This window comes from Pseudomonas migulae NBRC 103157, assembly GCF_002091715.1.
In the GTDB taxonomy this organism is placed as follows: domain Bacteria; phylum Pseudomonadota; class Gammaproteobacteria; order Pseudomonadales; family Pseudomonadaceae; genus Aquipseudomonas; species Aquipseudomonas migulae_A.
Genome location: NZ_BDAG01000003.1, coordinates 1 through 22,014 on the forward strand (window position 1 = coordinate 1; position 22,014 = coordinate 22,014).

At 56.8% G+C, this 22,014-nt stretch carries 18 protein-coding genes and 1 pseudogene; 9 read left to right on the top strand and 10 right to left on the bottom strand.

Features of this window, described 5'->3' with window-relative positions; all coding sequences use genetic code 11:
* Positions 1 to 14 precede the first annotated feature (14 nt).
* Positions 15 to 314 carry a hypothetical protein gene (locus tag PMI01S_RS03540; protein ID WP_084318058.1) on the bottom strand — a complete coding sequence of 100 codons (300 nt, stop codon included), beginning with the start codon at positions 312 to 314 and terminating at the stop codon, positions 15 to 17.
* A 435-nt stretch (positions 315 to 749) separates the two neighbouring features.
* On the bottom strand, positions 750 to 992 hold the full coding sequence (locus PMI01S_RS03545) for a hypothetical protein (RefSeq protein ID WP_084318059.1): 243 nt from the start codon (positions 990 to 992) through the stop codon (positions 750 to 752).
* Between the two features lie 322 nt (positions 993 to 1,314).
* On the opposite strand from PMI01S_RS03545, the gene PMI01S_RS03550 reads away from it, so the two are divergent.
* Complete coding sequence (locus tag PMI01S_RS03550; protein ID WP_084318060.1) at positions 1,315 to 2,856, top strand: alkaline phosphatase D family protein; 1,542 nt, start codon at positions 1,315 to 1,317, stop codon at positions 2,854 to 2,856.
* 80 nt (positions 2,857 to 2,936) lie between these two features.
* Here PMI01S_RS03550 and PMI01S_RS03555 read toward each other — a convergent pair whose 3' ends face one another.
* Together PMI01S_RS03555 and PMI01S_RS03560 are read right to left on the bottom strand one after the other, a co-directional pair.
* Complete coding sequence (locus PMI01S_RS03555) at positions 2,937 to 5,462, bottom strand: PepSY domain-containing protein (RefSeq protein WP_084318061.1); 2,526 nt, start codon at positions 5,460 to 5,462, stop codon at positions 2,937 to 2,939.
* A gap of 230 nt (positions 5,463 to 5,692) precedes the next feature.
* Positions 5,693 to 7,954 (bottom strand): TonB-dependent receptor, encoded by a 2,262-nt coding sequence (locus PMI01S_RS03560; protein WP_084318062.1) that lies wholly within the window; start codon positions 7,952 to 7,954, stop codon positions 5,693 to 5,695.
* A 205-nt stretch (positions 7,955 to 8,159) separates the two neighbouring features.
* On the opposite strand from PMI01S_RS03560, the gene PMI01S_RS03565 reads away from it, so the two are divergent.
* The 3 genes from PMI01S_RS03565 (at position 8,160) to PMI01S_RS03575 (ending at position 12,056) form a co-directional block, all read left to right on the top strand.
* On the top strand, positions 8,160 to 8,840 hold the full coding sequence (locus PMI01S_RS03565) for a Fe2+-dependent dioxygenase (RefSeq protein WP_084318063.1): 681 nt from the start codon (positions 8,160 to 8,162) through the stop codon (positions 8,838 to 8,840).
* Positions 8,837 to 9,598: a tetratricopeptide repeat protein gene (locus tag PMI01S_RS03570; protein ID WP_084318064.1), complete on the top strand. Its 762-nt coding sequence runs from the start codon at positions 8,837 to 8,839 to the stop codon at positions 9,596 to 9,598. Before PMI01S_RS03565 ends, PMI01S_RS03570 begins: the two co-directional genes overlap by 4 nt.
* A 199-nt stretch (positions 9,599 to 9,797) precedes the next feature.
* Positions 9,798 to 12,056, top strand: coding sequence for an alpha-xenorhabdolysin family binary toxin subunit A (locus PMI01S_RS03575; RefSeq protein WP_084318065.1), 2,259 nt, complete (start codon positions 9,798 to 9,800; stop codon positions 12,054 to 12,056).
* Between the two features lie 93 nt (positions 12,057 to 12,149).
* On the opposite strand, the gene tilS is transcribed toward PMI01S_RS03575, so the two are convergent.
* A complete protein-coding gene (tilS, locus tag PMI01S_RS32325; RefSeq protein WP_139272958.1) occupies positions 12,150 to 12,260 on the bottom strand; it encodes a tRNA lysidine(34) synthetase TilS in 111 nt (36 codons plus the stop codon).
* Between the two features lie 9 nt (positions 12,261 to 12,269).
* On the opposite strand from tilS, the gene PMI01S_RS03580 reads away from it, so the two are divergent.
* Complete coding sequence (locus PMI01S_RS03580) at positions 12,270 to 13,058, top strand: hypothetical protein (RefSeq protein WP_139272960.1); 789 nt, start codon at positions 12,270 to 12,272, stop codon at positions 13,056 to 13,058.
* A gap of 50 nt (positions 13,059 to 13,108) precedes the next feature.
* Here PMI01S_RS03580 and PMI01S_RS03585 read toward each other — a convergent pair whose 3' ends face one another.
* The 5 genes from PMI01S_RS03585 to PMI01S_RS03605 form a co-directional block, all read right to left on the bottom strand.
* Positions 13,109 to 14,272 carry a type III PLP-dependent enzyme gene (locus tag PMI01S_RS03585; protein ID WP_008024420.1) on the bottom strand — a complete coding sequence of 388 codons (1,164 nt, stop codon included), beginning with the start codon at positions 14,270 to 14,272 and terminating at the stop codon, positions 13,109 to 13,111.
* Between the two features lie 491 nt (positions 14,273 to 14,763).
* Complete coding sequence (locus PMI01S_RS03590) at positions 14,764 to 15,921, bottom strand: osmoprotectant ABC transporter ATP-binding protein OsmV (RefSeq protein ID WP_084318067.1); 1,158 nt, start codon at positions 15,919 to 15,921, stop codon at positions 14,764 to 14,766.
* Positions 15,918 to 16,571, bottom strand: a complete 654-nt coding sequence (locus tag PMI01S_RS03595) for an ABC transporter permease (protein ID WP_084318068.1) — start codon at positions 16,569 to 16,571, stop codon at positions 15,918 to 15,920. Before PMI01S_RS03595 ends, PMI01S_RS03590 begins: the two co-directional genes overlap by 4 nt.
* Before the next feature lie 12 nt (positions 16,572 to 16,583).
* Positions 16,584 to 17,477, bottom strand: coding sequence for a glycine betaine ABC transporter substrate-binding protein (locus PMI01S_RS03600; protein WP_084318069.1), 894 nt, complete (start codon positions 17,475 to 17,477; stop codon positions 16,584 to 16,586).
* Between the two features lie 20 nt (positions 17,478 to 17,497).
* The gene (locus PMI01S_RS03605) at positions 17,498 to 18,214 is read right to left on the bottom strand and encodes an ABC transporter permease (protein ID WP_084318070.1); all 717 of its coding nucleotides are present in this window, start codon (positions 18,212 to 18,214) and stop codon (positions 17,498 to 17,500) included.
* A 445-nt stretch (positions 18,215 to 18,659) separates the two neighbouring features.
* On the opposite strand from PMI01S_RS03605, the pseudogene PMI01S_RS32330 reads away from it, so the two are divergent.
* The 4 genes and pseudogenes from PMI01S_RS32330 to PMI01S_RS03620 form a co-directional block, all read left to right on the top strand.
* Positions 18,660 to 18,722: pseudogene (locus tag PMI01S_RS32330) on the top strand (hypothetical protein); the annotation flags it as partial.
* 199 nt (positions 18,723 to 18,921) lie between these two features.
* Entirely contained in the window at positions 18,922 to 20,127 is a 1,206-nt protein-coding gene (locus tag PMI01S_RS03610; protein ID WP_057005151.1) for a tyrosine-type recombinase/integrase, read from the top strand.
* 243 nt (positions 20,128 to 20,370) lie between these two features.
* The gene (locus tag PMI01S_RS03615) at positions 20,371 to 21,093 is read left to right on the top strand and encodes a hypothetical protein (RefSeq protein ID WP_057005152.1); all 723 of its coding nucleotides are present in this window, start codon (positions 20,371 to 20,373) and stop codon (positions 21,091 to 21,093) included.
* A gap of 77 nt (positions 21,094 to 21,170) precedes the next feature.
* Positions 21,171 to 21,533 carry a BP74-related protein gene (locus PMI01S_RS03620; RefSeq protein WP_057005153.1) on the top strand — a complete coding sequence of 121 codons (363 nt, stop codon included), beginning with the start codon at positions 21,171 to 21,173 and terminating at the stop codon, positions 21,531 to 21,533.
* The last annotated feature ends 481 nt before the right edge of the window (positions 21,534 to 22,014 follow it).

Consider the following 22,014-nt stretch of genomic DNA (forward strand, 5'->3'; position numbering starts at 1 on the left):
CAGTGGCAACACCATCAAGCAGGGGTTTTGTACTCATTCTCCCGCTGCAACGCCCGCGCCTGAACCACATCCAGCACAGCACAGCCCTCACGCATGAGCAGATGCACGGCGCGGGTGATTCGCGTCAGATCACAGTCGGAAATGTTTTTCAGGTTCAGGCTGGTGAACGTGTCTGCCAGATCGCGAACCACGCTGAAGCGGTGCATGGCGCAGGCGGTGAGTTCGCTGAGTTCTTTGTGGGTGTTGACGAAGAGCACCGGTGTTTCGGCGTCGTAGGTGTCGATTGGGAGGTAACGCGGCATGACTTGGAACATGAAGTAACTCCTGTAATGGGAGCTACCACCATTCGCGGCCAAACGAAGAGGGTGGCAGCCATACGCGGGTTGGCCGACCGGGCACAGGAACCGGCACACCCGAAGGTGTCCCACGCACAGCTGCCATAAAACAACACCTCAGGCACAAAGTGCCTGAGGAGGTGTTGCTACGCTGTAGCGTTCCTGCACCGACCGGCCAAGGTCGTTCGCGGTGTTTTCCGCGAGCCCGAACTATGGAGTCGATCCCGAAACGCGGCAACAAGATACGTTGTAGGAAACGTCTTGAAAAGTTGTGTGCCTCACGATGCTCATTTCAGCCCGTGTGGGAGAACGACGCATACCCTGTAGGAGCAGAGCTTGCTCGCGATGGCGATCTTTCTGTCAGTCACGTTTTTGAGTGTTAAACCGCCGTTCAAGCGGGGGGATGCCGAAGGCTCACATGTAGCTGCTGATATACAGCACTAGATTCCTGGGTAATTTAATCATTGCGAGACGTTCAATTGCCGTCATCTGCCTGGCGGTTAGAAGATGGCTCGCCATGGCATCCTCTTCTTCATGCCAAGCCATTATCGGCATCAGGGCATCCGTGGTAACGGTCGGGGGCAAGTCGATCTCGAATACAGCCAAGTCGGTGGCTTCTTCTCTGCCGTAAATCTGAAACTTCAAATCATATTTCATGAGTCAACCTTCCTGGTTCTGTTTGCTGGCTGTGTCTGCGCCCCGGTCTCCGAGTTGAACTTGCCGAGGGGAGCCTCGAAACTACTTGGGGCGCTCAGGCGCTGGCGTGAGGACGTTTCCCAAATGCAGCGCTGAAATTTCCTATTCCTTGATAGGAACAGGAGCCGTGATGAAAAATCAGAGCGAATACCAGCCGGTCTGCAATTGCAGGGTTGTCCTGCAACATAGAGTCTTCCATACGGATCTGTGGTGTTGGCTGATTTGTGTGTCATGGTTGGGTCACACGACCATGTTTTAGTTTTCCTTTTTCAGGGAGAACGCCATGAGCGAATTCAACCTCGGCCGCCGTCGTGTCATGCAGGCGGTCGGCGCCGGGCTGTTGTTGCCCGGCCTTGCGCCGGCGGTGATCGCTTCGGTCAAGGATCGGCCGCAACTCACCGATGGTGTGCAGTCCGGCGACGTGCTGGGTGACCGGGCGATGGTCTGGAGCCGCAGCGATCGTGCGGCGCGGATGGTGGTGGAGTGGGACACCCGCAGCGTGTTCGCCAACCCGCGCCGGTTCGTTTCGCCCCTCGTCGATGCCCGCAGCGATTTCACCGCGCGGGTCGAGCTCACCGGTCTGCCCGCCGACCAGGCGATTTTCTATCGCGTGCATTTCGAGGACGCCCAGAGCGGCGTCGCCAGCGAACCCTGGTTCGGTCACTTGCGCAGCGTGCCGCAGACCCGGCGCGACATCCGTTTCGTCTGGAGCGGCGACACCGTCGGCCAGGGGTTCGGCATCAACCCGGACATCGGCGGCATGCGCATCTACGAAGCCATGCGCCTGCGCCTGCCGGACTTCTTTATTCACAGTGGCGACACCATCTACGCAGACGGTCCCATACCTGCGCAGCTCACCACAGAGAGCGGCCGCGTGTGGCGCAACATCACGACTGAAGCCAAGAGCAAAGTGGCCGAAACCCTCGACGAGTATCGTGGCAATTACCGCTACAACCTGATGGACGAAAACGTCCGCCGCTTCAACGCCGAGGTGCCGCAGATCTGGCAGTGGGACGACCATGAAGTGGTGAACAACTGGTCGCCGGGCAAGCAACTCGATGAGCGCTACAGAAGCAAAGATATCCACAGCCTGGTGGGGCGTGCGCGCCAGGCCTGGCTTGAATATGCACCGATGCGCTTGCAGAGCGCCGATGGCGGTGGGCGGATTTATCGCAAGATCGGTTACGGGCCGATGCTCGATGTGTTTGTGCTCGACATGCGCAGCTATCGCGAAGCCAATGACAACAACCTTGGGGGCGCCAAACCCTTTCTCGGACGTGAGCAACTGGATTGGCTCAAGCGTGAATTGAAAGGCTCTCAGGCCCAGTGGAAAGTCATCGCCGCCGACATGCCGATCGGCCTCGGTGTGCCCGATGGCGAAGTCAGCCCCGGCGTGGCGCGCTGGGAAGCGGTGGCCAATGGTGATCCGGGACCGGCCCAGGGACGCGAACTGGAAATCGCTGAATTGCTCGGTTATCTGCGGGCGCAACAGGTGCGCAATTTCGTGTTCCTGACGGCGGATGTGCATTACTGCGCGGCGCATCATTACCACCCGGATCGTGCGGCGTTTCAGGACTTTGAACCGTTCTGGGAGTTTGTTGCCGGGCCGTTGAATGCAGGGAGCTTCGGGCCGAATCCGCTGGATAAAACCTTTGGGGCGCAAGTGGTGTTCGAGAAGGCGCCGCCCGCGCAGAACACCTCGCCGTTTGCCGGGTTTCAGTTTTTTGGCGAGGTGAATATCGAGGGGACGACGGGGGAGATGAGTGTGGTGTTGCGGGACCTGGATGGGGTGGCGGTGTTTGAGCAGAAATTGCAGCCACTATGACCTGTAGGAGCCGGCTTGCTGGCGATGGCGTTTTTGATATCGCCATCGCCAGCAAGCCGGCTCCTACAGGGGGAGGTAGGTCAGTAAACGTCGCGGCGGTAGCGGCCCTGTTCGATCAGGCGGTCGACTTCTTCGATCCCGAGCACTTGATTCAGCACGTGATCCACCCCCGAAGCCATCCCCTGCAAGCTGCCGCAGATGTAAATCACGGCACCGTCGGCCAGCCATTGCTTGAGCAGATCGGCCGATTCACGCAGGCGATCCTGCACATAGATCTTCTCGGCCTGATCCCGCGAAAACGCCAGGTCCAGACGCTCGATGTCTCCGGAAATCAGCCACTCTTCCAGCTCGGCACGGCACAGGTAGTCGTGTTCGCGATTGCGCTCGCCGAACAGCAGCCAATGACGTTGCTGCCCATCGGCAATCCGCGCCTTGAGCAAACTGCGCAGTCCGGCCAGGCCGGTGCCGTTGCCCAGCAGGATCATCGGTACCGGTTCGACCGGCAGATGGAAACCGCTGTTGCGTCGTACGCGCAAACTGATGGTACTGCCCACCGGTGCGTGTTCGGTCAGCCATCCGGAACCGACCCCCAGACTGCCGTCAGGATGCACTTCCTGGCGCACGATCAGTTCCAGCACGCCGTCGGCGGCAATCGAGGCGATGGAGTATTCGCGCATGGCCAGTGGCACCAGCGCATCAACCAATGCTTGCGCGTGCAGGCCAACGAGGTGGGCGCGGTTCTCGGGCAATTGTCGACTGGCGAGGGCTTGTTCCAGAGGTTGCGACAGGTCATCGAGCACCACCGTGGCCCGGCCATCAATGCCCAGACCGTCGAGGAAATGTTCGATCACCCACGGGCAGTTGCGTGGCAACACTTCCACCAGGTCACCGGCCAGCCAGCTGCTGGTGGTCGGGGCGCTGAGGCCCAGCAAGTACACGGGCGCACCGCTGCTGTCCGGGTTCATCAATTCGCGGCGGGTGAGTGTCCAGTTGTCGTAGCGCGGTGCTTGCCAAGTGTCCACGGGCGCCTGGCCGGTCAGCAGCCCGAGTTGCTGCTGCCAGTGACGCAAGGCGTAAGGGTCGCCGCAATCGACTTCCACGGGCGCGAACAGGTGCTTGCCACCGTGCTCGCCGAGCCAGGCGTGCAAGCGGCGGGCGAAACCGCAGAAGTGCTGATACTGGCGATCACCGAGTCCGAGCACCGCGTAATTCAGTCTCTCCAGACTCAACGCGCGGCCCAGCACCTTGCGTTCGAAACCGCGGGCGCTGTCCGGTGCTTCGCCGTCGCCGAAGGTACTGACCACGAACAGAGCGTTGCTCGAATCATGCAGGTCCTGTTCGCTGACATTCGCCAGCGGTGAAACCTTCACCGGCAGACCGGCAGCCTGCAATTGCCCGGCGGTCTGCCAGGCCAGTTGCTCGGCAAACCCGCTCTGGCTGGCGAAACCGATCAGCCACGCCGGTGCGTCGCTGCCCGGTTGCGCGAAACCTTTGCGGGCGTTCTTGATCTGCTTTTTCTTGCGTCGACGATCCAGGTACAGCAACCAGCCCGTGATGAAAAACAGCGGCATGGTCAGTGCGCTGATCGTCAGGATGATCCGGCCGACAATCCCGAAGTAACTGCCGACGTGCAGTGCGTAAATGCTGGTCAGCAGCTGCGCCTTGAGGCTCTTGTCGCTGTAACGGTCGTGGCGTTTGATGAGGCCGGTGGCCGGATCGAGGCTGATCTGGTTCAGCGCGCGATCGTGTGGCGAGGAGTTCAGCAGGTAAAACACAGTGGCCGGTTGCCCGGCCACTGGCGGCATGCGGATGTTGTAGGCGCTCAGTGCCGGACCGGCAGCGCTGTAGATGCTGCTCCACATCAAGGCGTAATCGGCGGTCGGTGCCGGGCCAGCAGGCGCAGGGCCGCGATTGCGAACCCGCTCGTTCTGCGGCGCATCGGACAGCAATCGGGTCAGGCCTTTGTTGTACCACTCATAGGACCACGACAACCCGGTCAACGCCGCCAGGAGGTAAAACACCAGACACCAGGTGCCGGCCACCGAGTGCAAATCCCAATTGAAGCTGCGGCCCTTTTTCTTCCAGTCGAGGGTCAGCCAGGCGCGCCAGCTTTTCCACTGGCGCGGCCAGCGCAGGTAAAGGCCGGACAGGCAGAAAAACACCAGAATCAGCGTACAGGCGCCGGTGATTTGCCGACCGGTATCGCCCATGGCGAGGAAGCGGTGCAGTTGCAGCATCAGGCCGAAGAAGTCCTGGCCGATGGCGTCGCCCTTGAACTCGGCGGTGTAGGGGTCGAAGTAGCGCATTTCGCCGCGTCGCTGCCCCGGCGGTGGTGTGAAGGCCACGCGTGCGGCGTTGCCGCTGTCGGTGTCGACCCAGAGCATCGAGACTTTCTTGCCCGACGCGCCTTCGATTTTTTCCACCAGTTCGGCGGGTGGCAGTACGCCGGCGACCTGTTTCTCGACCTGCAACACCGACGGGTTCAGTGCGCGCAGGATTTCATCCTCAAACGACACTGTCGCCCCGGTGATGCCCATCAGGGCCAGGACCAGCCCGGCACTGATACCGAAAAACCAGTGCAACTGGAACAGGGTTTTCTTCAACACGTTGCTCGCCTTGTTCGTTCAAAAATTGTCATCACGGCGCGCATTATGCCGTGGGCTGTCGAGAAGCATTCTTTTTTACACACAAAAGCCCCGTTCATATGGATGAACGGGGCCTGGCCTTCTGTAGGAGCGGGCGAAGCCTGCGATCCTTTGATCTTTGGCGATTTCAGCTCCACCCAAAATCAAGATCAAAAGATCGCAGCCTTCGGCAGCTCCTACGGTGTTGCGGGTCAGAAGTGGAAGTTGGCGCTCAGCAGGGCGGTACGACCCGCCGCCACATGGGCGTAGTGCGTCTGGAACACCTGGTCGAAGTAACGTTTGTCGGTCAGGTTCTGTACGTTGAGTTGCAGGTCGACGTTTTTGGTCAGGCGGTAGCTGGCCATTGCGTCGTAGCGCCAGTAGGACGGAATTTCCACCGAGTTGGCGATGTTGCCGAACTGCGAATCGACGAACGTGGCACCCGCACCAATGGTCAACTTTTCCGGCACCACATCATAGGTCGACCACAGGGTGAAGTTGTTCCGCGGGGTGCTCGGCATATGGTTGCCTTCATCGGCGGCGAGGGTGGTTTTGACCACTTCGCTTTCCATGTAGGTGTAGCCGCCATAGACCTTCCAGTTACGGGTCAACTTACCGGTGTACGTCAGCTCCAGACCGTTGACGGTTTGCTCGCCGTCCAGCACTTGCGTGGTGGCGCCATCCGGATCGTCGATACGGGCGTTGGTTTTCTCGGTGCGGAACAACGCGGCGGTCAATGACAGGTCATCACCGAAGAAGTCCCACTTGGTGCCGATCTCGTAGTTGCGGTTCTTTTCTGGATCGAGGTCGCTGTTGTTGGCGGCCAGTTCCAGGTTGCCGTTGCCGCTGGTTTCGCCCGCCGGGTTGCTGGAGGTCGAGTAGGCGGCGTAGATGCTGCCGTTCGGCAACGGGTTGTAGACCACGCCGATCTGGTAGTTCACCAGGTCGCTGGTGTTCTCGCGATCAAAACTCCCCGCCGGTGTGGTACGGCCAGCGTTTGCGAAGCCGCTGGATTTGACCTGGTAGTTGTCATAACGCAGGCCCAGGTTCAGGGACCACTGCTCGTTGAACTTCAGCGTGTCGAACACATAGGCGGCGGCAGTCTTGGTGTCGGTATCGGTGAACGCGGCGCTGTCGGTGATCCTGCCGTTCCAGTTATCCCCAGGCGTCGGGTTGTACAGGCTGGTGCAGTCGCCGGAGCGAAAGAGTGCAGGGTTGCACGTCGTGCCGTTGGCAGCCGAAGTCAGGATGTAGGGGCGGTTGTGGGTGTCCTGATAAGAAAACTCGATACCGGTGACCAGGCTGTGTTCGATGGCGCCGGTGTCGAACCTGGCGCTCAGGTCGGTCTGGTTGACCCAGCCGCTGGACGTCGAGTTACGGCTCTTGGTGCCACGGTAGACACTGCCCCGCGCGACGTTGCCCTTGCTGTCGTCCGGGTTGGTGACGATGTAGTCCAGGGTCGAACGGGACATGCGGAAGCTGTTGGACACGGTCAGGTCTTCATTCAGATCGTGCTCGATCTTGAAGGTGCCGCTGTCATTGGTCGTTTCGCGATAGTCGCGATGGGTGACGCCGTAGAAATTGTCGCGGTCGACATGCGCCGGTTTGTCGACGTTGTACTTGCTGCGGGCCGGGTTCAGGGTCAGCGGAATGCCGTAATCCGGCATGTCGTCGGTTTCGACGTGGTAGTAACCAAGGGTCACGCGAGTGTCGGTGCCCAGGCCGAAAGCGAAGGTCGGCGCCACACCCCAGCGGCTGACGTCCACAGTGTCACGGCCGGCGACATTGGCTTCGTGTTTCATCAGGTTCAGGCGCAAGGCCGAGGTGTCGTTCATCTGCTGGTTCAGGTCGAGCGTGGTGCGCTTGGTCTGATCCGAGCCCCAGGTGAAGCCGCCATTGTAGAAGCTGCCCAGTTTGGCGGTCTTGCTCACCAGGTTCAGGCTGCCACCGGTAGAGCCGGCTCCGGTGAAGGCAGACCCCGGGCCTTTGCTGACCTCGATCGATTCAACGTTGAAGATTTCGCGGCTCTGGGACGCCGGGTCGCGCATGCCGTCGACGAACGTGTCGCTTTCAGCGTTGAAGCCACGAATGATCGGACGGTCGCCCGCCGGGTTGCCACCTTCGCCAGCACCAAAGGTGATGCCCGGTGTGGTGCGCAAGGCGTCGACCAGGCTGGTAGCGCCCGTGTCGCGGATCACCTGCTGCGGAATCACGGTGACGCTTTTCGGTGTTTCGCGCAGCGGTGCGGTGTATTTCTTGTTGGCTGAGGTATCGGTCTTGTAGGAGGTATCGTCCTGGGCGTCGCCGGTGATGGCGGTAGCGCCCAGGGAAATCACGTTGCCCGGTGCTTTTTCGTCGGTTTTCTCAGCCGCGAAAACCATGTGGCCCGCAGAGCCGGCAGTGATCGCCACGCCAATTGCAGAAGCGAGTAAACGCGGTGAACTGACCGGTAATTGTGGTTGTTGGCGTGACATGTGAATTCCCCTCCCCAAGGATTTGAGGCCGCGGAATATAGGGTAGACGCGTCTGTGTATCAATTGCGAAACGTTACTATTCGCACTGAATTTACAATCTTTACAATTTACCCTTACGGTTTTTGGTGTTTCATTCGTCGTATGGGTTTTACACAGGCAATAAGAATCAATACCATTGCCATCCTTTTGCCTTTAGGTACTTTCCATGCTGCTGCACATCCCCGGCGTGTTCGCTAAAGAAGAGGTGCAGCGCATTCGCGAGGCTCTGGAACAGGCGGATTGGGCCGACGGAAAAATCACGGCCGGTTACCAGTCGGCCAAGGCGAAACACAATCTGCAACTGCCGGAAGGTCATCCGCTGGCCAAGGAAGTCGGCGCGGCGATGCTGGAGCGATTGTGGAAAAATCCGTTGTTCATGTCCGCGGCATTACCGCACAAGGTTTTTCCTCCGTTGCTGAACTGTTACACGGCGGGTGGCAGTTTCGATTTTCATATCGACAACGCCGTGCGTCAGCCCAAAGGCAGCATCGAGCGCGTGCGCACCGACCTGTCGGCGACGCTGTTCTTCAGCGAGCCTGAGGATTACGACGGCGGTGAACTGGAAATCCAGGACACCTTCGGCACCCAGCGCGTGAAGTTGCCCGCCGGCGACATGGTCCTGTATCCCGGCACCAGCCTGCACAAGGTCAACGCCGTCACCCGCGGCACTCGCTATGCCTCATTCTTCTGGACCCAAAGCCTGGTCCGCGAAGACAGCCAGCGCGCGCTGCTGTTCGAGATGGACGGGGCGATCCAGCAGCTGACGCAGGACATGCCGGATCACCCGTCGCTGATCCGCCTCACAGGCACGTATCACAACCTGCTGCGTCGCTGGGTCGACGTATGAGTTATCAATTGCGCCGCGAGGAAGTGCTCGACGGCGATCAGCTCAAAGCCATGCTCAATGAAAGTCCGGCGCGTGCGGCTCAGGCGATCCTGATCGCTGCACGCGAAGGGGTTCTCGACGCCCAGGCCTTGCTCGGCCAGATTCTGCTGGACGGGCAAGGCATCGAGCAGGACCCGCCATTGGCCGTGCGCTGGTTCGGAATCGCCGCCCAGCGTGGGCATCTGATGGCGCGCAACATGCTCGGTCGTTGTCACGAACACGGCTGGGGTTGCGTGGCGGATGCCTCGGTCGCCGCACGGCATTATCGCGTCGGCGCCGAAGCCGGACTGGATTGGGCGATGTACAACTACGCCAATCTGCTGGCGACCGGGCGCGGGGTAATGGAGGATCAGGCGCAAGCGCTGAACCTTTATCGCCGCGCTGCGGAGCTGGGCCACGCGAAGTCGATGAACCTGCTTGGGCGTTATCTGGAGGAAGGTCGGGTTTGCCCGGCAGATCCGCAGGCTGCGCGGGACTGGTATCGACGCTCGGCCGAAAGCGGCGATTTCCGCGGCCAGTTCAGTCATGGTGCGGTGTTGGTGGAGCTGGGCAGAATCGAAGAAGGACTTGCCTGGCTGCGTCTGGCGATGGTCAACGGAAATCAGCGTTTCCTTCAGGTGAGTGCTCAACGGTTGCGGGATGCGGCCGAACCGGTGCTGAAGTTGCTGGCCGAAGATTACAAAAAACATGAGCAAGCAAAATTCGGCCGAGCTGAATGATCTCTGTGGTCGTTTTGTTAGTTGTTTTTTGATTCTGTATTCTTTTCTTATATATGCCCCTCGGGGTTTCTTTGACATTACTTTTATAAGTGTTTTAGTCTTTTCGCTGGCGCAACTGATCTGAATATTAAAGTTGTGCATTAGCGATCAACTTCATGTTGTTCGAATTACATTCATGCATATAATTAATGGAATAGTTATGAGCGATAATACGTTGTGGGAGCGCTCCTTGCAGGGCGCCAGCTATGAGAAATTAACCGAGTTTGCCACGGAAGTTCCAAGGATCCTGTCCGATGTGTCCAAAGCGGATGCGGACGATGTAACGCGTGAAACCGGTCTGCTACTGACAAAAAAACAAGTCATCGATTTGAGGCGTTACGAGGCTGCGGGGCTGGCCCTTCCTTACTCGCTCAAGGATGTCACCGACTACTTGCGCTTCGGTGCCGGCCAGGATGGCGGTGCCGGTCTCAGGGCGGCCGATTTTCTGCAGACGTTTACGGCCACTCGCGATCACGCCCGGCGTTGGTCACCGTTGCGCGAACGCATCATGGTCACCGGTACCGAGCTGAAGTTGTTTGGCGCGAGCATGCAGCGCTACGGCAAGGATATGGAAGAGGTCTACCTGGATCTCAAGTCCGGCCCTTTGCTTGAAAAGCACAATGTCAAGACGCTGGACGAACTGAAGAAGTTGCAGCTTGAGCTGAGCGACAAGTTTCCCGGTATAGAACTTGATTCGGACACGATCCCTGATATGAGGTTTTATCTGGGCAGGATATTCGAAAAAGTTACCTCCAGTCTGGATAATGTTCGAGGTATAAAAACCGATCTGGACTCGTTTGGCTATGACTTGCGAGAAAAAGTGCTGCCGGGAATAAAGTTGAGAGTGGCACTGATCAAAACCAACTCTTATCCTGCCGAAGTAAAGAAACTGGATGAAATCATCGCCGGTCGTGCCGCGGAAATTCTGGAAAAAAACACCCAGTATCAGGCCTTGGTCGACAAGTCTCTGAGTTCTGCAGCCGGTTTGAATGTGTTTGGTTTGGGAATGGCCATTTACTACGGTGTAGAGGCGGAGGCCGTACGTAACGCTCGTAAAGAGCTGAATGCGTTGCAGGACAAGGATATTGAAGTCCTGGGAAACATGAATCGGACCCTCGGTTCGTTGAAGCGAGTGGAGCAGGATCTGCAAAACCTGACAATTATCGCCATCGATGCCGATCTGGCCACGCAGAACCTCATGCATGTCTGGAATGTGATGCATCGGTATGTCGATGAGTCTTCGACAGCCATGTTGGGGATCACCGATGCGCTGAGCCTGAGGCGCTTCATGTCGGCGTTCCGGGAGGTCGTTGGCCCGTGGGTACAAATCCACAACGACGCAGACCTCGTGATCGAGGTATTCAGAGAAGCAGATCGCGAATATGGCCAGACTCAAGGAATGGTGGTGCCAAAAATGACAACGTTCTCCGGCAAGAATGACTATCCAGCGTTTAACCTTCAGGCCTTGAAAGACAGTCATCACGCAATGCGCGACGATGCCGTCGCTGCTGAAGCGCTTTTTATCCGTCTCAATTATTTGCCAGGCGTATTCGATCGATTCAAAAGAGTGCTCGGAGATGTCAGTGCCGCTGCCCGCAATTTGCGTGAGTCCAGCTTCAACAGCAAGATGGACCTGGAATCCAAGGTTCGTAAACTGATTGCTCTTGAACAGGAGTTGGCAGACGCGGCGCAAGGCACCGAGGAGTTTGCAGAGATCGAGGAAGATCTCGAGGCCGCCTTGAAAAAAATGCTCGCCATTACTCGCAACGAGGCAAGCCAGGTGAGCATTCGTTTGGCCAATATCAGCGACGGATATGATCAGCGCACCACGTCGGGCTACATCGTCGGCCTGGAAAAAGACCAGCTCGATCTAAAGAATTCCCGTCAGGCATTAGGCGAAACCCTGGCCAAGGTTCAAAGCGAGTTCAAGGTGTTATCCGAGGCAATCAGTGCGATTGAAAAAGCCGGCATCGAGAAGATCGGCAAAGACATTGCGTTGACCATCGATAAGCTCAAAGAGCTCGGCATGGCGCCACCACAAGCTCAGATCGTGCTGTTTGCGATCGACGAACTGAAGAAAGCGATCGCCGATATCAACGAAGGCATTACTTTCATCAACATGATTCATGCAAGCAACAAGTTTCAGGCGCAGGTCGATGAGCTGGGTCGCAAGATTGCGCAGAAAGACGAGGAGATCGATCAGTCGGTCGGCAAGATCGAGTTTATTCACTTGATCCATGCACTGGACGATCAGCGCCGGCTTTATGTTGGCGAGTACAAGCAGGCAGCCGCTACGTTCAATCAATTCCTGGCGGCTGTGGAGGGTAACAGGACGGGTGATGTCGCGATGCGCAGTGCCAGGGCCATAAAAGAAGCGGGCCAGTTCATTGGCTTTCTGACGCCTGTCTCACAGCCATAACAACATCATTGACCGATGGCAGGGGGAGTTTTCGTTGAGGTGGTGACCCCTGCCTGATGTTTTTCCATTCTGGCATTCGCCAGTGTCACCAGGTCATTCCCCATGTATGAATTTCTTCTTGCGCAGAGGCACTTTGTTGCCTTGAAAAAGTACTTTGATTTTCTTCGTGTACTTCCCGCCACGCTGGACCAGCTGAAACGCCATTCAGATAACTTGCAACGTCAGGGACACGTTCTGACGACACTGCCCGATGCCGAGCGACTCAAGGTGTTGGCGTCATTCAGTTACGGTTATCTGGAACGGCTCGAAGCTGATATCTCGGCGTTGGGCAAAGTGTGTAATGAGAACTTGAGCTACATCGCAGAGTTTGCCGACGAGAGTCGAAAAATAGCAGCGCAAACGTCTCATGGTGGTCGGCATTTGAGCATCAGCGCTGTGGATTTCAAGCGATTCAGTCTGTCCAGGTCGCAATGGTGGATCTGGTTTCCTCCCAAGGATGTAAAAGGCCTGACCCACGAGCTTTACTTTCGTCTGAGCCGCACCACTTCCGCATTATTGGATTTCAAAGCTGTGCCGAAGGAATTGAATCTTGATATCCACAACGTGTTTGAGCGCTTTTTCCGCTCGTTGACGTTGAAGCCTTGTGAGTGCCACTCGCACTATTCCCGGATTGAAACCTGGTATGTAGAAAGTGGGTCCAGCCTGCCCGGTATGAGGAACTCCGCCAGTCCCGGGAGTTCTGTGCAGGCGCGTCGGACCCGGTCCAACGAGCATCTGCGCGAACTGTTCGCGATCAAGACTGACGCCTGTTCAGCCGTTCACAACCTGAACGACTTCCTGTTTGCCATGCGCAGTTTTCTGCGGGTCGCAGAGAATGAGTTGCTGGCCGTCAAGCCGACCATGAAACTCTCGCACTTGAATTGCGCCTTGGCGCAGATCGAACATGTACTGAGGGAGGTCAAGTCGATGGCCGACCGAATGCAGCAATGGTCCCGGCCATAAAAAAAGGTCCATGACATGTCATGGACCTTTTGTTTTTCAGCCAGCGGTATTTACACGTAGAACGATTTCAGCGGCGGGAAGCCATTGAATTCGACAGCGCTGTAACTGGTGGTGTACGCACCGGTCGACAACCAGTACAAACGATCGCCAATCGCCAGGTTCAGCGGCAGGCCGTATTTGTAGTTCTCGTACATGATGTCGGCGCTGTCGCAGGTCGGGCCGGCGATGACCACTTCTTCCACTTCGCCTTTCTTCTCGGTCCAGATCGGGAACTTGATGGCTTCGTCCATGGTTTCGATCAGGCCGGAGAACTTGCCCACATCCGTGTACACCCAACGCTCGACGGCGGTACGGGATTTGCGCGCCACCAACACCACTTCGCTGACCAGAATGCCGGCGTTGGCGATCAACGAACGGCCCGGTTCCAGGATGATTTCCGGCAGGTCATCACCGAAGTCTTCCTTGAGGAAGCGGATGATTTCTTCGGCGTAGGTTTCCAGGCTGTTGGTACGGGTGATGTAGTTGGCCGGGAAGCCGCCACCCATGTTGATCAGCTTGAGGTGGATGCCGTCTTCCTCTTTCAGACGCTCGAAGATCACTTTGACCTTGGCGATCGCCGCGTCCCAGACGCTGATATCGCGCTGTTGCGAGCCAACGTGGAACGAGATGCCGTAAGGCACCAGGCCCAGGTCGCGGGCGAGGATCAGCAGGTCCATGGCCATGTCGGTCTGGCAGCCGAATTTGCGCGACAACGGCCAGTCAGCGGTGGTCGAGCCTTCGGTGAGGATGCGCACGTAGACTTTCGAACCCGGTGCAGCCTTGGCAATGTTGCGCAGGTCGGCTTCGGAGTCGGTGGCATACAGGCGCACGCCCTTCTCGTAGAAGTAGCGAATGTCCTTGGATTTCTTGATGGTGTTGCCGTAGCTGATGCGATCCGGGCCGACGCCCTGGTTCATCACTTTGTCGAGCTCGTAGATCGAAGCGATGTCGAAGTTCGAGCCTTTCTCTTTGAGCAGGTCGATGATTTCGACGGCCGGGTTGGCCTTGACCGCGTAGTAGACCTTGGCGAATTCGAAACCGGCGCGCAGGTCGTCATAGGCCTGGCTGATCATCGCGGTATCGATCACCACGAACGGGGTTTCTTGTTTGTCGGCGAAGGCCTTCATTTTCTGGAAGGTATCGCGCGCGAAATAGTCTTCGACGTTGATCGACATGCTGGGAACTCCTACTGGCAAACTGAAATTATCAATGGGTGCAAATGAACGTCCTCCGTATCCCCACTTTGGTTCGCCTACTTCCCAAGGCATGTCGCCGAAAGCAAAAAGGCCACGGGAGGCGGTGCTTCCCTTGGCCTTGCTGTCTCGTCGTCAGTACTTGAGCCGGATGGATCGTTTCCAGCATGGACGTTCGGCGCGAACTTTAGGGCGTGAGGGGCTTGAGATCAACAAAAAATGTCGCGTTTTTGCACGCTTCCGTCGTGCGGTCCCCGACAGTTACTGATGTAACCGACCTGCATGACAGTGTGATGTTCCCCGGATGAGGAATTCTGGAGGGATTTACACATAGCTTATGGGGCGAGGGGGCTTGCCCCCGTTCGACCGCGCAGCAGTCGTAAAATCAGCGCATGCGGTTATCAGAATAACCGCGTGCTCTGGTTTCAGGGCCGCTTTGCGGCCCAACGGGGGCAAGCCCCCTCGCCACAGGATCAGGCGACAGCAGTCTCGGCCGGCGAAACAATACTGGTCTTGCCCCCACGGGACTTGCCGGAGCTCAAATACTCGGCAATCGACTCCTGGGTCACTTCCCCGAGGAACACCCGCTCGGCATCCATCACCGGCAACCACGAACGATTGAACTCGTACATCCGTGACAGCAGGATGCGCAAGTGCTCGTCGTACGCCGCGGTGGCGTTGAACTCGCGCAAATACTGCGCGCATGTACCGGCCTGACGGTGCAGGTCGCGACGTCGTACATAACCGAGCGCCTTGTTCGCACCATCCGTGACCACCACATACCGACGGTCGAGTTCGTCCATCAACTCCAGGGCTTGCGCCACCGGCGTTTCCGGGCTGACGGACGGCGCGTTGTCTGCCGCGTCTTCGGCCTTCACCAGCAACAGGCGCTTGAGGGTGCTGTCCTGGCCGACGAAGTTGCTGACAAATTCATCCGCCGGGTGCGCCAGCAGCGTGTCCGGGTGATCGATCTGCAACAGTTTACCGGCACGGAAAATCGCAATTTTGTCGCCCAGCTTGATCGCCTCGTCGATGTCGTGGCTGACCATGATCACGGTCTTGTTCAGCGCGCGTTGCATCTCGAAGAATTCGTTCTGGATCATCTCGCGGTTGATCGGGTCGACCGCGCCGAACGGTTCGTCCATCAGCAACAGCGGTGCATCCGCCGCCAGGGCGCGAATCACGCCGATCCGTTGCTGCTGGCCCCCGGACAATTCACGCGGGTAGCGCGTCAGATATTGCTTGGGCTCAAGCTTGATCATGCTCATCAACTCGCGGGCGCGGTCGTGGCATTTCTGTTTGTCCCAGCCCAGCAGGCGCGGAACGATGGTGATGTTTTCCTCGATGGTCATGTTCGGGAACAGACCGATCTGCTGGATCACATAACCGATGTTGCGACGCAGAGTCACCGCGTCGAGGTCGGTGGTGTCTTCGCCGTTGATCAGAATCTTGCCCGAGGTCGGTTTGATCAGACGGTTGATCATCTTCAGCGTGGTGCTTTTACCGCAGCCCGATGGCCCGAGGAACACACAGATTTCGCCTTCATTGACGGTCAGGCTCACCGAGTCCACGGCTTTCACATCTTTGCCGTTGCTTTGGAAGGTCTTGCTGAGGTTTTGAAGTTCGATCATTTCAGGAGTCCTTTTGGAGTCAGCGTGCGTTGCAGCCATTGCAGAAGCAGGTCGGCGAAGATGGCCAGGAGACTGACCAGCACGGCGCCGACGATCAGCATCGACATGTCGCTGCGGCTGATGGAAGCGAGAATGAGTACACCGAGGCCACCGGCGCCGATGGTCGCGGCGATGGTCATGACACCAATGTTCATGACCACGGCGGTGCGCACGCCGGCGAGGATGACCGGCACCGCGATTGGCAGTTCGACCATGCGCAGGCGCTGGCCGAAGGTCATGCCGATGCCGCGTGCGGCTTCGCGAATGCCCGGTTCGACGCCGGTCAACGCGAGGTAGGTGTTACGCATGATCGGCAGCAGCGAGTACAGAAACACCGCGGTGATCGCCGGCATCGGACCCAGGCCCTGGCCGAATGTCGAGTAGAACGGCAGCAGCAGGCCGAACAGTGCAATTGACGGCACGGTCAGCAGCACCGTGGCGCTGGCCTGCAACGGGCCGGCCAGCGTCGGGAAGCGCGTCATCAGAATGCCCAGCGGCACGCCGACCAGAATCGCCAGGGTCACGGCGATACCGACCAGGGTGATGTGCTGCCAGGTCAGGTGCAGCACCAGCGGCCAGTCGAGATGGGAAAAGGCGTTCAGAAATTCCATGACTTTTCCTCCTTAGTTGATTGGATGCTGGCGCAGGAAATCGGCGGCAACGGATGAAGGGCTTTCGTGATCGACATCGACCCGTGCGTTGAGCTGGCGCATGGTTTCGTCATCGAACAGCTCGGCCAGCGGCTTGATCTCTTGCGCCAGTTTCGGATGGGCATCGAGGTAAACCTGACGCACCACCGGCGCAGCGGTGTAGTCCGGGAAGTAGTGCTTGTCGTCTTCGAGCAACTTGAGTTTGAAGGCGTTCAGGCGACCGTCGGTGGTGTAGACCAGACCGGCAAACACCTGGCCATTGCGCAGGGCGGTGTAGACCAGCCCGGCATCCATCTGGCGGATGTTTTTGCGGGTCAGGTTCATGCCGTAGAGGTCGACCATGCCGTCCAGACCGTCGGAACGGTTGGCGAACTCGGTGTCCAGCGCGACCAGGTGATTGGTTTTCGCCTCAGCCTGCAGCACTGTGTTCAGTTCGCTGATGGTGTTAATCTGCGGGTAGGCCTTTGCGGTTTTTTCCGGCAGGGCCAGGGCATAGGTGTTGCTGAACTTCGACGGGGTGAGCCAGATCAGGCCTTTTTTCGCGTCGAGTTCTTTCACCTTGGCGTAGGACTGAGCGCTGTCGAGTTTCTCGGTGATGTGGTTGTAGGCCACCAGCGATACGCCGGTGTATTCCCACATCAAATCCAGCTGGCCACTTTCGTGGGCGCTGCGAGCGAGGTTGCTGCCCAGACCGCCGGTCACCTGGGTTTCGTAACCCTTAGTGCGCAGGTACTGGGAGGTGATTTCCGCGAGCAGGGTTTGCTCGGTGAACACCCGGGCGCCGATGCGGATCACGGGTTTTTCTGCGGCTTGGACGATTCCCGAGAACAGCAGAGCGCAGCCTATTAAAAAGCTTAATTTTTTCATAAAAATTCCTTTGCCGAGGCTTAAGACGGGCGCAAGCCGCGTTCGAGCCAGAGGCGGCTGACGAGTGTCACCAGACCGTCGAGCAGCAAGGCGAGCAGGGCGGTGCAGGAAGCGCCGAGCAGCAGTTGCGGCTGATTGTTCAGGGCGATGCCGGGGAAAATCAGGCTGCCCAGACTGTTGGCGCCGATCAGGAATGCCAGGGGGGCCGTCCCGACGTTGATCGCCAGTGCCACGCGCACGCCACCGATGATGATCGGTACGGCGTTCGGCAGTTCGACACGCCACAGCACTTGAGTCGGTGTCATGCCGATGCCGACGGCCGCTTCCTTGAGTGAACCCTGTACGTTTTTCAGGCCTTCATAGGTGTTGCGCACGATCGGCAACAACGAGGCGAGGAACAGGGCGAAGATCGCGGGACCGCTGCCGATGCCGAGGATGCCCAGGGCGATGGCGAGTACGGCGAGAGGCGGCACAGTGTTGCCGATGTTGAAGATCTGCATGAAGCGTTCAGCACGTCCCACCATGCTCGGACGGCTGAGGACGATGCTGGCGGGGATGCCCACGACGAGGGCGGCCAGCATGGAAACGAGGACGAGAATCAAGTGAGCTTGCAGGTAAAACAACAAATCGTCGCGGTAATGTTCGATCGTGTTGATGCCAATCCAGTGGACCAGCAGGGCCAGGAGAGCGACGACAACCGCACCTCCTATCAGCCCCTTGCCATAGCGAATAGCCACAGGCGGACTCCTTTTTTCTTTGTCGGCGAACGCAGTCCCGTGTGGCATGCCATTCCTGGCTGCCGGGCAAAAAGCGTTCGCGAGAAGCAGCTCTTCATGCTGGTAAAACCGCATGAGATCGAGCCATAAGCGCAGCCTCGTCAGGCTAACTTGCAGATTTTTCAAACCCTGCTACGAGTGCTGTAACAGGGGAGTGGACGCCTCCACCTTTTAAAAGGTTCCATATTTAACAGCAGATAGCCACCCTTGATGCCTGACCACGTCCCTGTAGGAGCCGGCTTGCTGGCGATGGGCGCGCCTCGGTCTGCCAGATACACCGAGGCGACGCTATCGCCAGCAAGCCGGCGCCTACAAAGTTCCGGGCGTCCGGGCGGGCGGTGGTCCGTGACGGTCGGTTTGCGCTATACTCGCCGCCCTTTTTTGAATCACCGCCAGGCGATTTCCCATGACCAAACAGGCCGCCGAAGTCGCGAAACGCCGCACTTTCGCCATTATTTCCCACCCTGACATTACCCTCTGAGTCAGGCGAAGACAGGCCCCGTCATATTCCGATTTTATCTACTGATTCCATTGATGAAAATCACCGCGACCGCGACAATCTGAGACACCCGAAGACAAGCTGAGCCACAGGGTTTGTGTACATGGCAGCGTACACAAAACAGCCTTTCGGAAGACCCAGAAAATTATGTACGCAGTCCGGAGAGCTTATGGCGATCTCAGACGCATGGCTGAAGGCCAACAACGGCAAACCCCGCAGTACACGTGAAGAGAAATCAGACCGCGACGGGTTTGGTGTGCGCGTCACCCCGAAGGGCAAGATCACTTTTCAGCTGCGCTTTCGCTATGACGGTCGCCCCTGCCGCCTTGATCTCGGCACCTATCCGCTGATGTCACTCAAGGATGCGCGCGCAGAAACGCAGCGCCTGCGTTCCCAGCTTGAGCAGGGACACGATCCGAGGGTGGTGAAGCAGCTGGAGAAGCAGGCGATCCTCCAGGCAGATTCCGTGGAGTCGCTGTTTCGCCAGTGGTACGAGGCGTATTGCAAAGGGAACAAGAAGGGGCATCACGAAATCCTGCGCTCTTTCGAGATCCATGTGTTCCCTAGAGTCGGCAAGCTTCCTGCCGGGAAAGTCACCCTGCACGAATGGCTAGCACTTCTTGAGGGGCAAGCCAAAGCAAGGCCCGGTATCGCCGAACGCATCCTGGTCAATGCCAAACAGATGCTGAAATGGGGTGTGAAGCGCCGGTTAATCCCCTCGCACCCGCTATCGGAGATCAACGCCAAGGAAGACTTGCAGATCAAAAAAATCGTCGGGTCGCGCTCCCTTTCCGACGATGAAATCAAGCTGGTGTGGAAAGCCATGGAGCAATCGCGCATGGCGACCAAGAACAAGATTTTCCTGAAGCTGTGTCTGATCTACGGATGCCGTAACAGCGAGTTGCGTCTTAGCGAAAAAAGCCATTTCGACTTTGCCAAGAAGATTTGGACGGTGCCCACTGAAAACCACAAGCTGGGCAAAGCTTCAGGAAAGCCGCTTCTGCGTCCGATCACCCCGGATATTGAGGCGCTGATCAAACAGGCCGTGGCGCTCAGCGCCGAGGGCAAGTTCCTGTTCACCAACAGTGGCACAACCAAACCGATGGGGGCGGGGGCTCCCTTGCAGCTGCCTTACAACATCATGCAGTGGCTGCGGCGACATGAGAAATACGAAATGCAGCACTGGTCGGTTCACGACCTGCGCAAGACCGCGCGCACCAATTTCTCGACCCTGACCGAGCCCCATATCGCCGAAATCATGCTCGGTCACAAGCTTCCGGGGAGCTGGCAGGTGTACGACCAGTATGACTATCTGTCGGAGCAGAAGGACGCCTATAGCGCGTGGTGGCAGCGCCTCATAGCTCTAACATTATAAAATCCCATCGCAGTAGAACTAATCAAAAAGCGCGATTCAACATACTTGGACTGATAATACTCAGTCAGGATAAGAATTTATCTGGGACTATGAAGTCTTCGTCCCAAAGCAACCATAGACTTCGCAAAATCTGCGTTCAAAATTTTTCAGCAAACTATGATTCCGCCTTCTACACTATAGTGGTTATATGTAGCTGTGCTGACTGAATTTCATTAATATCAAATTGAAATATAGGTGGCGACTATGAAAGCAGAAATCAAGGTGGTCGGGTCAATTAGTGAGGCAGGAAATCCCTACCTGATTGTGAGGCTGCGTACTGAATTTGAAATGCTCCTTACTCCGGATAGTATAAATAAGATAGCGCAGGTTGTGTCCGGGTTGAAAGAAAGTCAGGAACTTAATTCGGTAGATCAGGGGCGATTTGCGTGGGAATTAGCAGAAACTCTTGATTTGTACGAGGAGTTCGCGGAATCTCCTGCTAGAGCACTTCCTCGACTGGAGTCTGAGTGGAAACCTGTAAACGGTTTTTTTTCGCTGGATACGCTAAAAACTATTAATGATTCAACGAAAGACCTAAAATCTTTGAGAGTGGAGGGTAGTGCGGAAACGGGTTTATATTTGGTGCTGCAAGGAGGCATTAATGTCACAAGAATTTACGCGGATCGCGCCAATTTGCTTAAAATTAAAGGTGAGTTGGATAGTTCTGCTCAGCTGCCTGAAGTTAAAGCATCATTAGCTGTTGCAGAGTGGATTGTGGCTGCAGCACTTGTTGTGGAAGCCGCCCTGGGTATATGGGACAGATACGACAAGGAGCGCGAAAAACAAAGAGAAAAGGATGAGCAAGAAAGACGCAAGCTGGAGAACGAACGGAAGGAGAAGGAGCAGCATTGCCGAGAGCCTCGACAAACATCAGAAGGTGGTCCTGCAGCGGACGGTGTATTTGATCGTATATCGCGAACTGCGTAATTATCACGGCATAAGAATGCTAGTGATTTTTGATCGGAAATGCGGGAGTTTGTTGTCCCCGCTCTAATGAGAGATTAATGATGGAAGCATATTTTGTTATGGAGCAATTAAGCAAGGATGGGTCAATCCAGCGATTCGTATTTAAGTTAATTGATGCTAATAAAATATTGCACGCAAGGCGGGTAATTTCCGGTGAGGAACTGACGCGCGTTCATTTGCAAGGGATCATTGTTCAAAGTAGTGTGGACTATAATCCTGGGTGGGAATTTCACTTGGAGCCCTCCACGGTTGACTTTTTTGAGAACCAGATAGAAGTGTGTGACGCTAATTTAGAATACATAAAGCATCATTTAGATGAGGTTGGAGGCTCATTTTTGCCGCGTAGCATTTGGTGCCCTTGGAGTTCCAGTGTCATTGAGGAGTGTAGTATGCGCTCATGACGACGCGACAGTAGATCATTAAATTTAGCTCATCACTCTGTGATGCTCAAGGCAAGGCGGTAAGCCAGGGCTGAGGAGTTTATCAAGTGCATATTATAATTGAGTACATTTTTCGACCTGTCGAAGCGAGACTTCAATAGTTAAGAAATATTGGCAAGCGCGGGAGTGAACGGAGGGGAGGAAATTCAGCCTTCTTCGGCTCGTGCCTATTCAACGTGTTATTACCGGCCGTCGCCCAGTCCCTCCTCTACCGTTTTAATTGACGTGCGCAGATTACTGCCTGATTGACGTTCGCCCGCCAGCTACGTTGATGGCGGCCTATTTCGCTACTTGAAGCCCCTTACGAGCGGTGTATCTGATTTTTCTGCAGGTGTGGCGTCAGCGCATTGCTGCTGTCCTTTTGTTATTCGAGGCGGGAGAAATTAAGAAAATGAGATCGGTAAAATAAAAAACGATTAATTATAGCCTGTTATTTAATTTG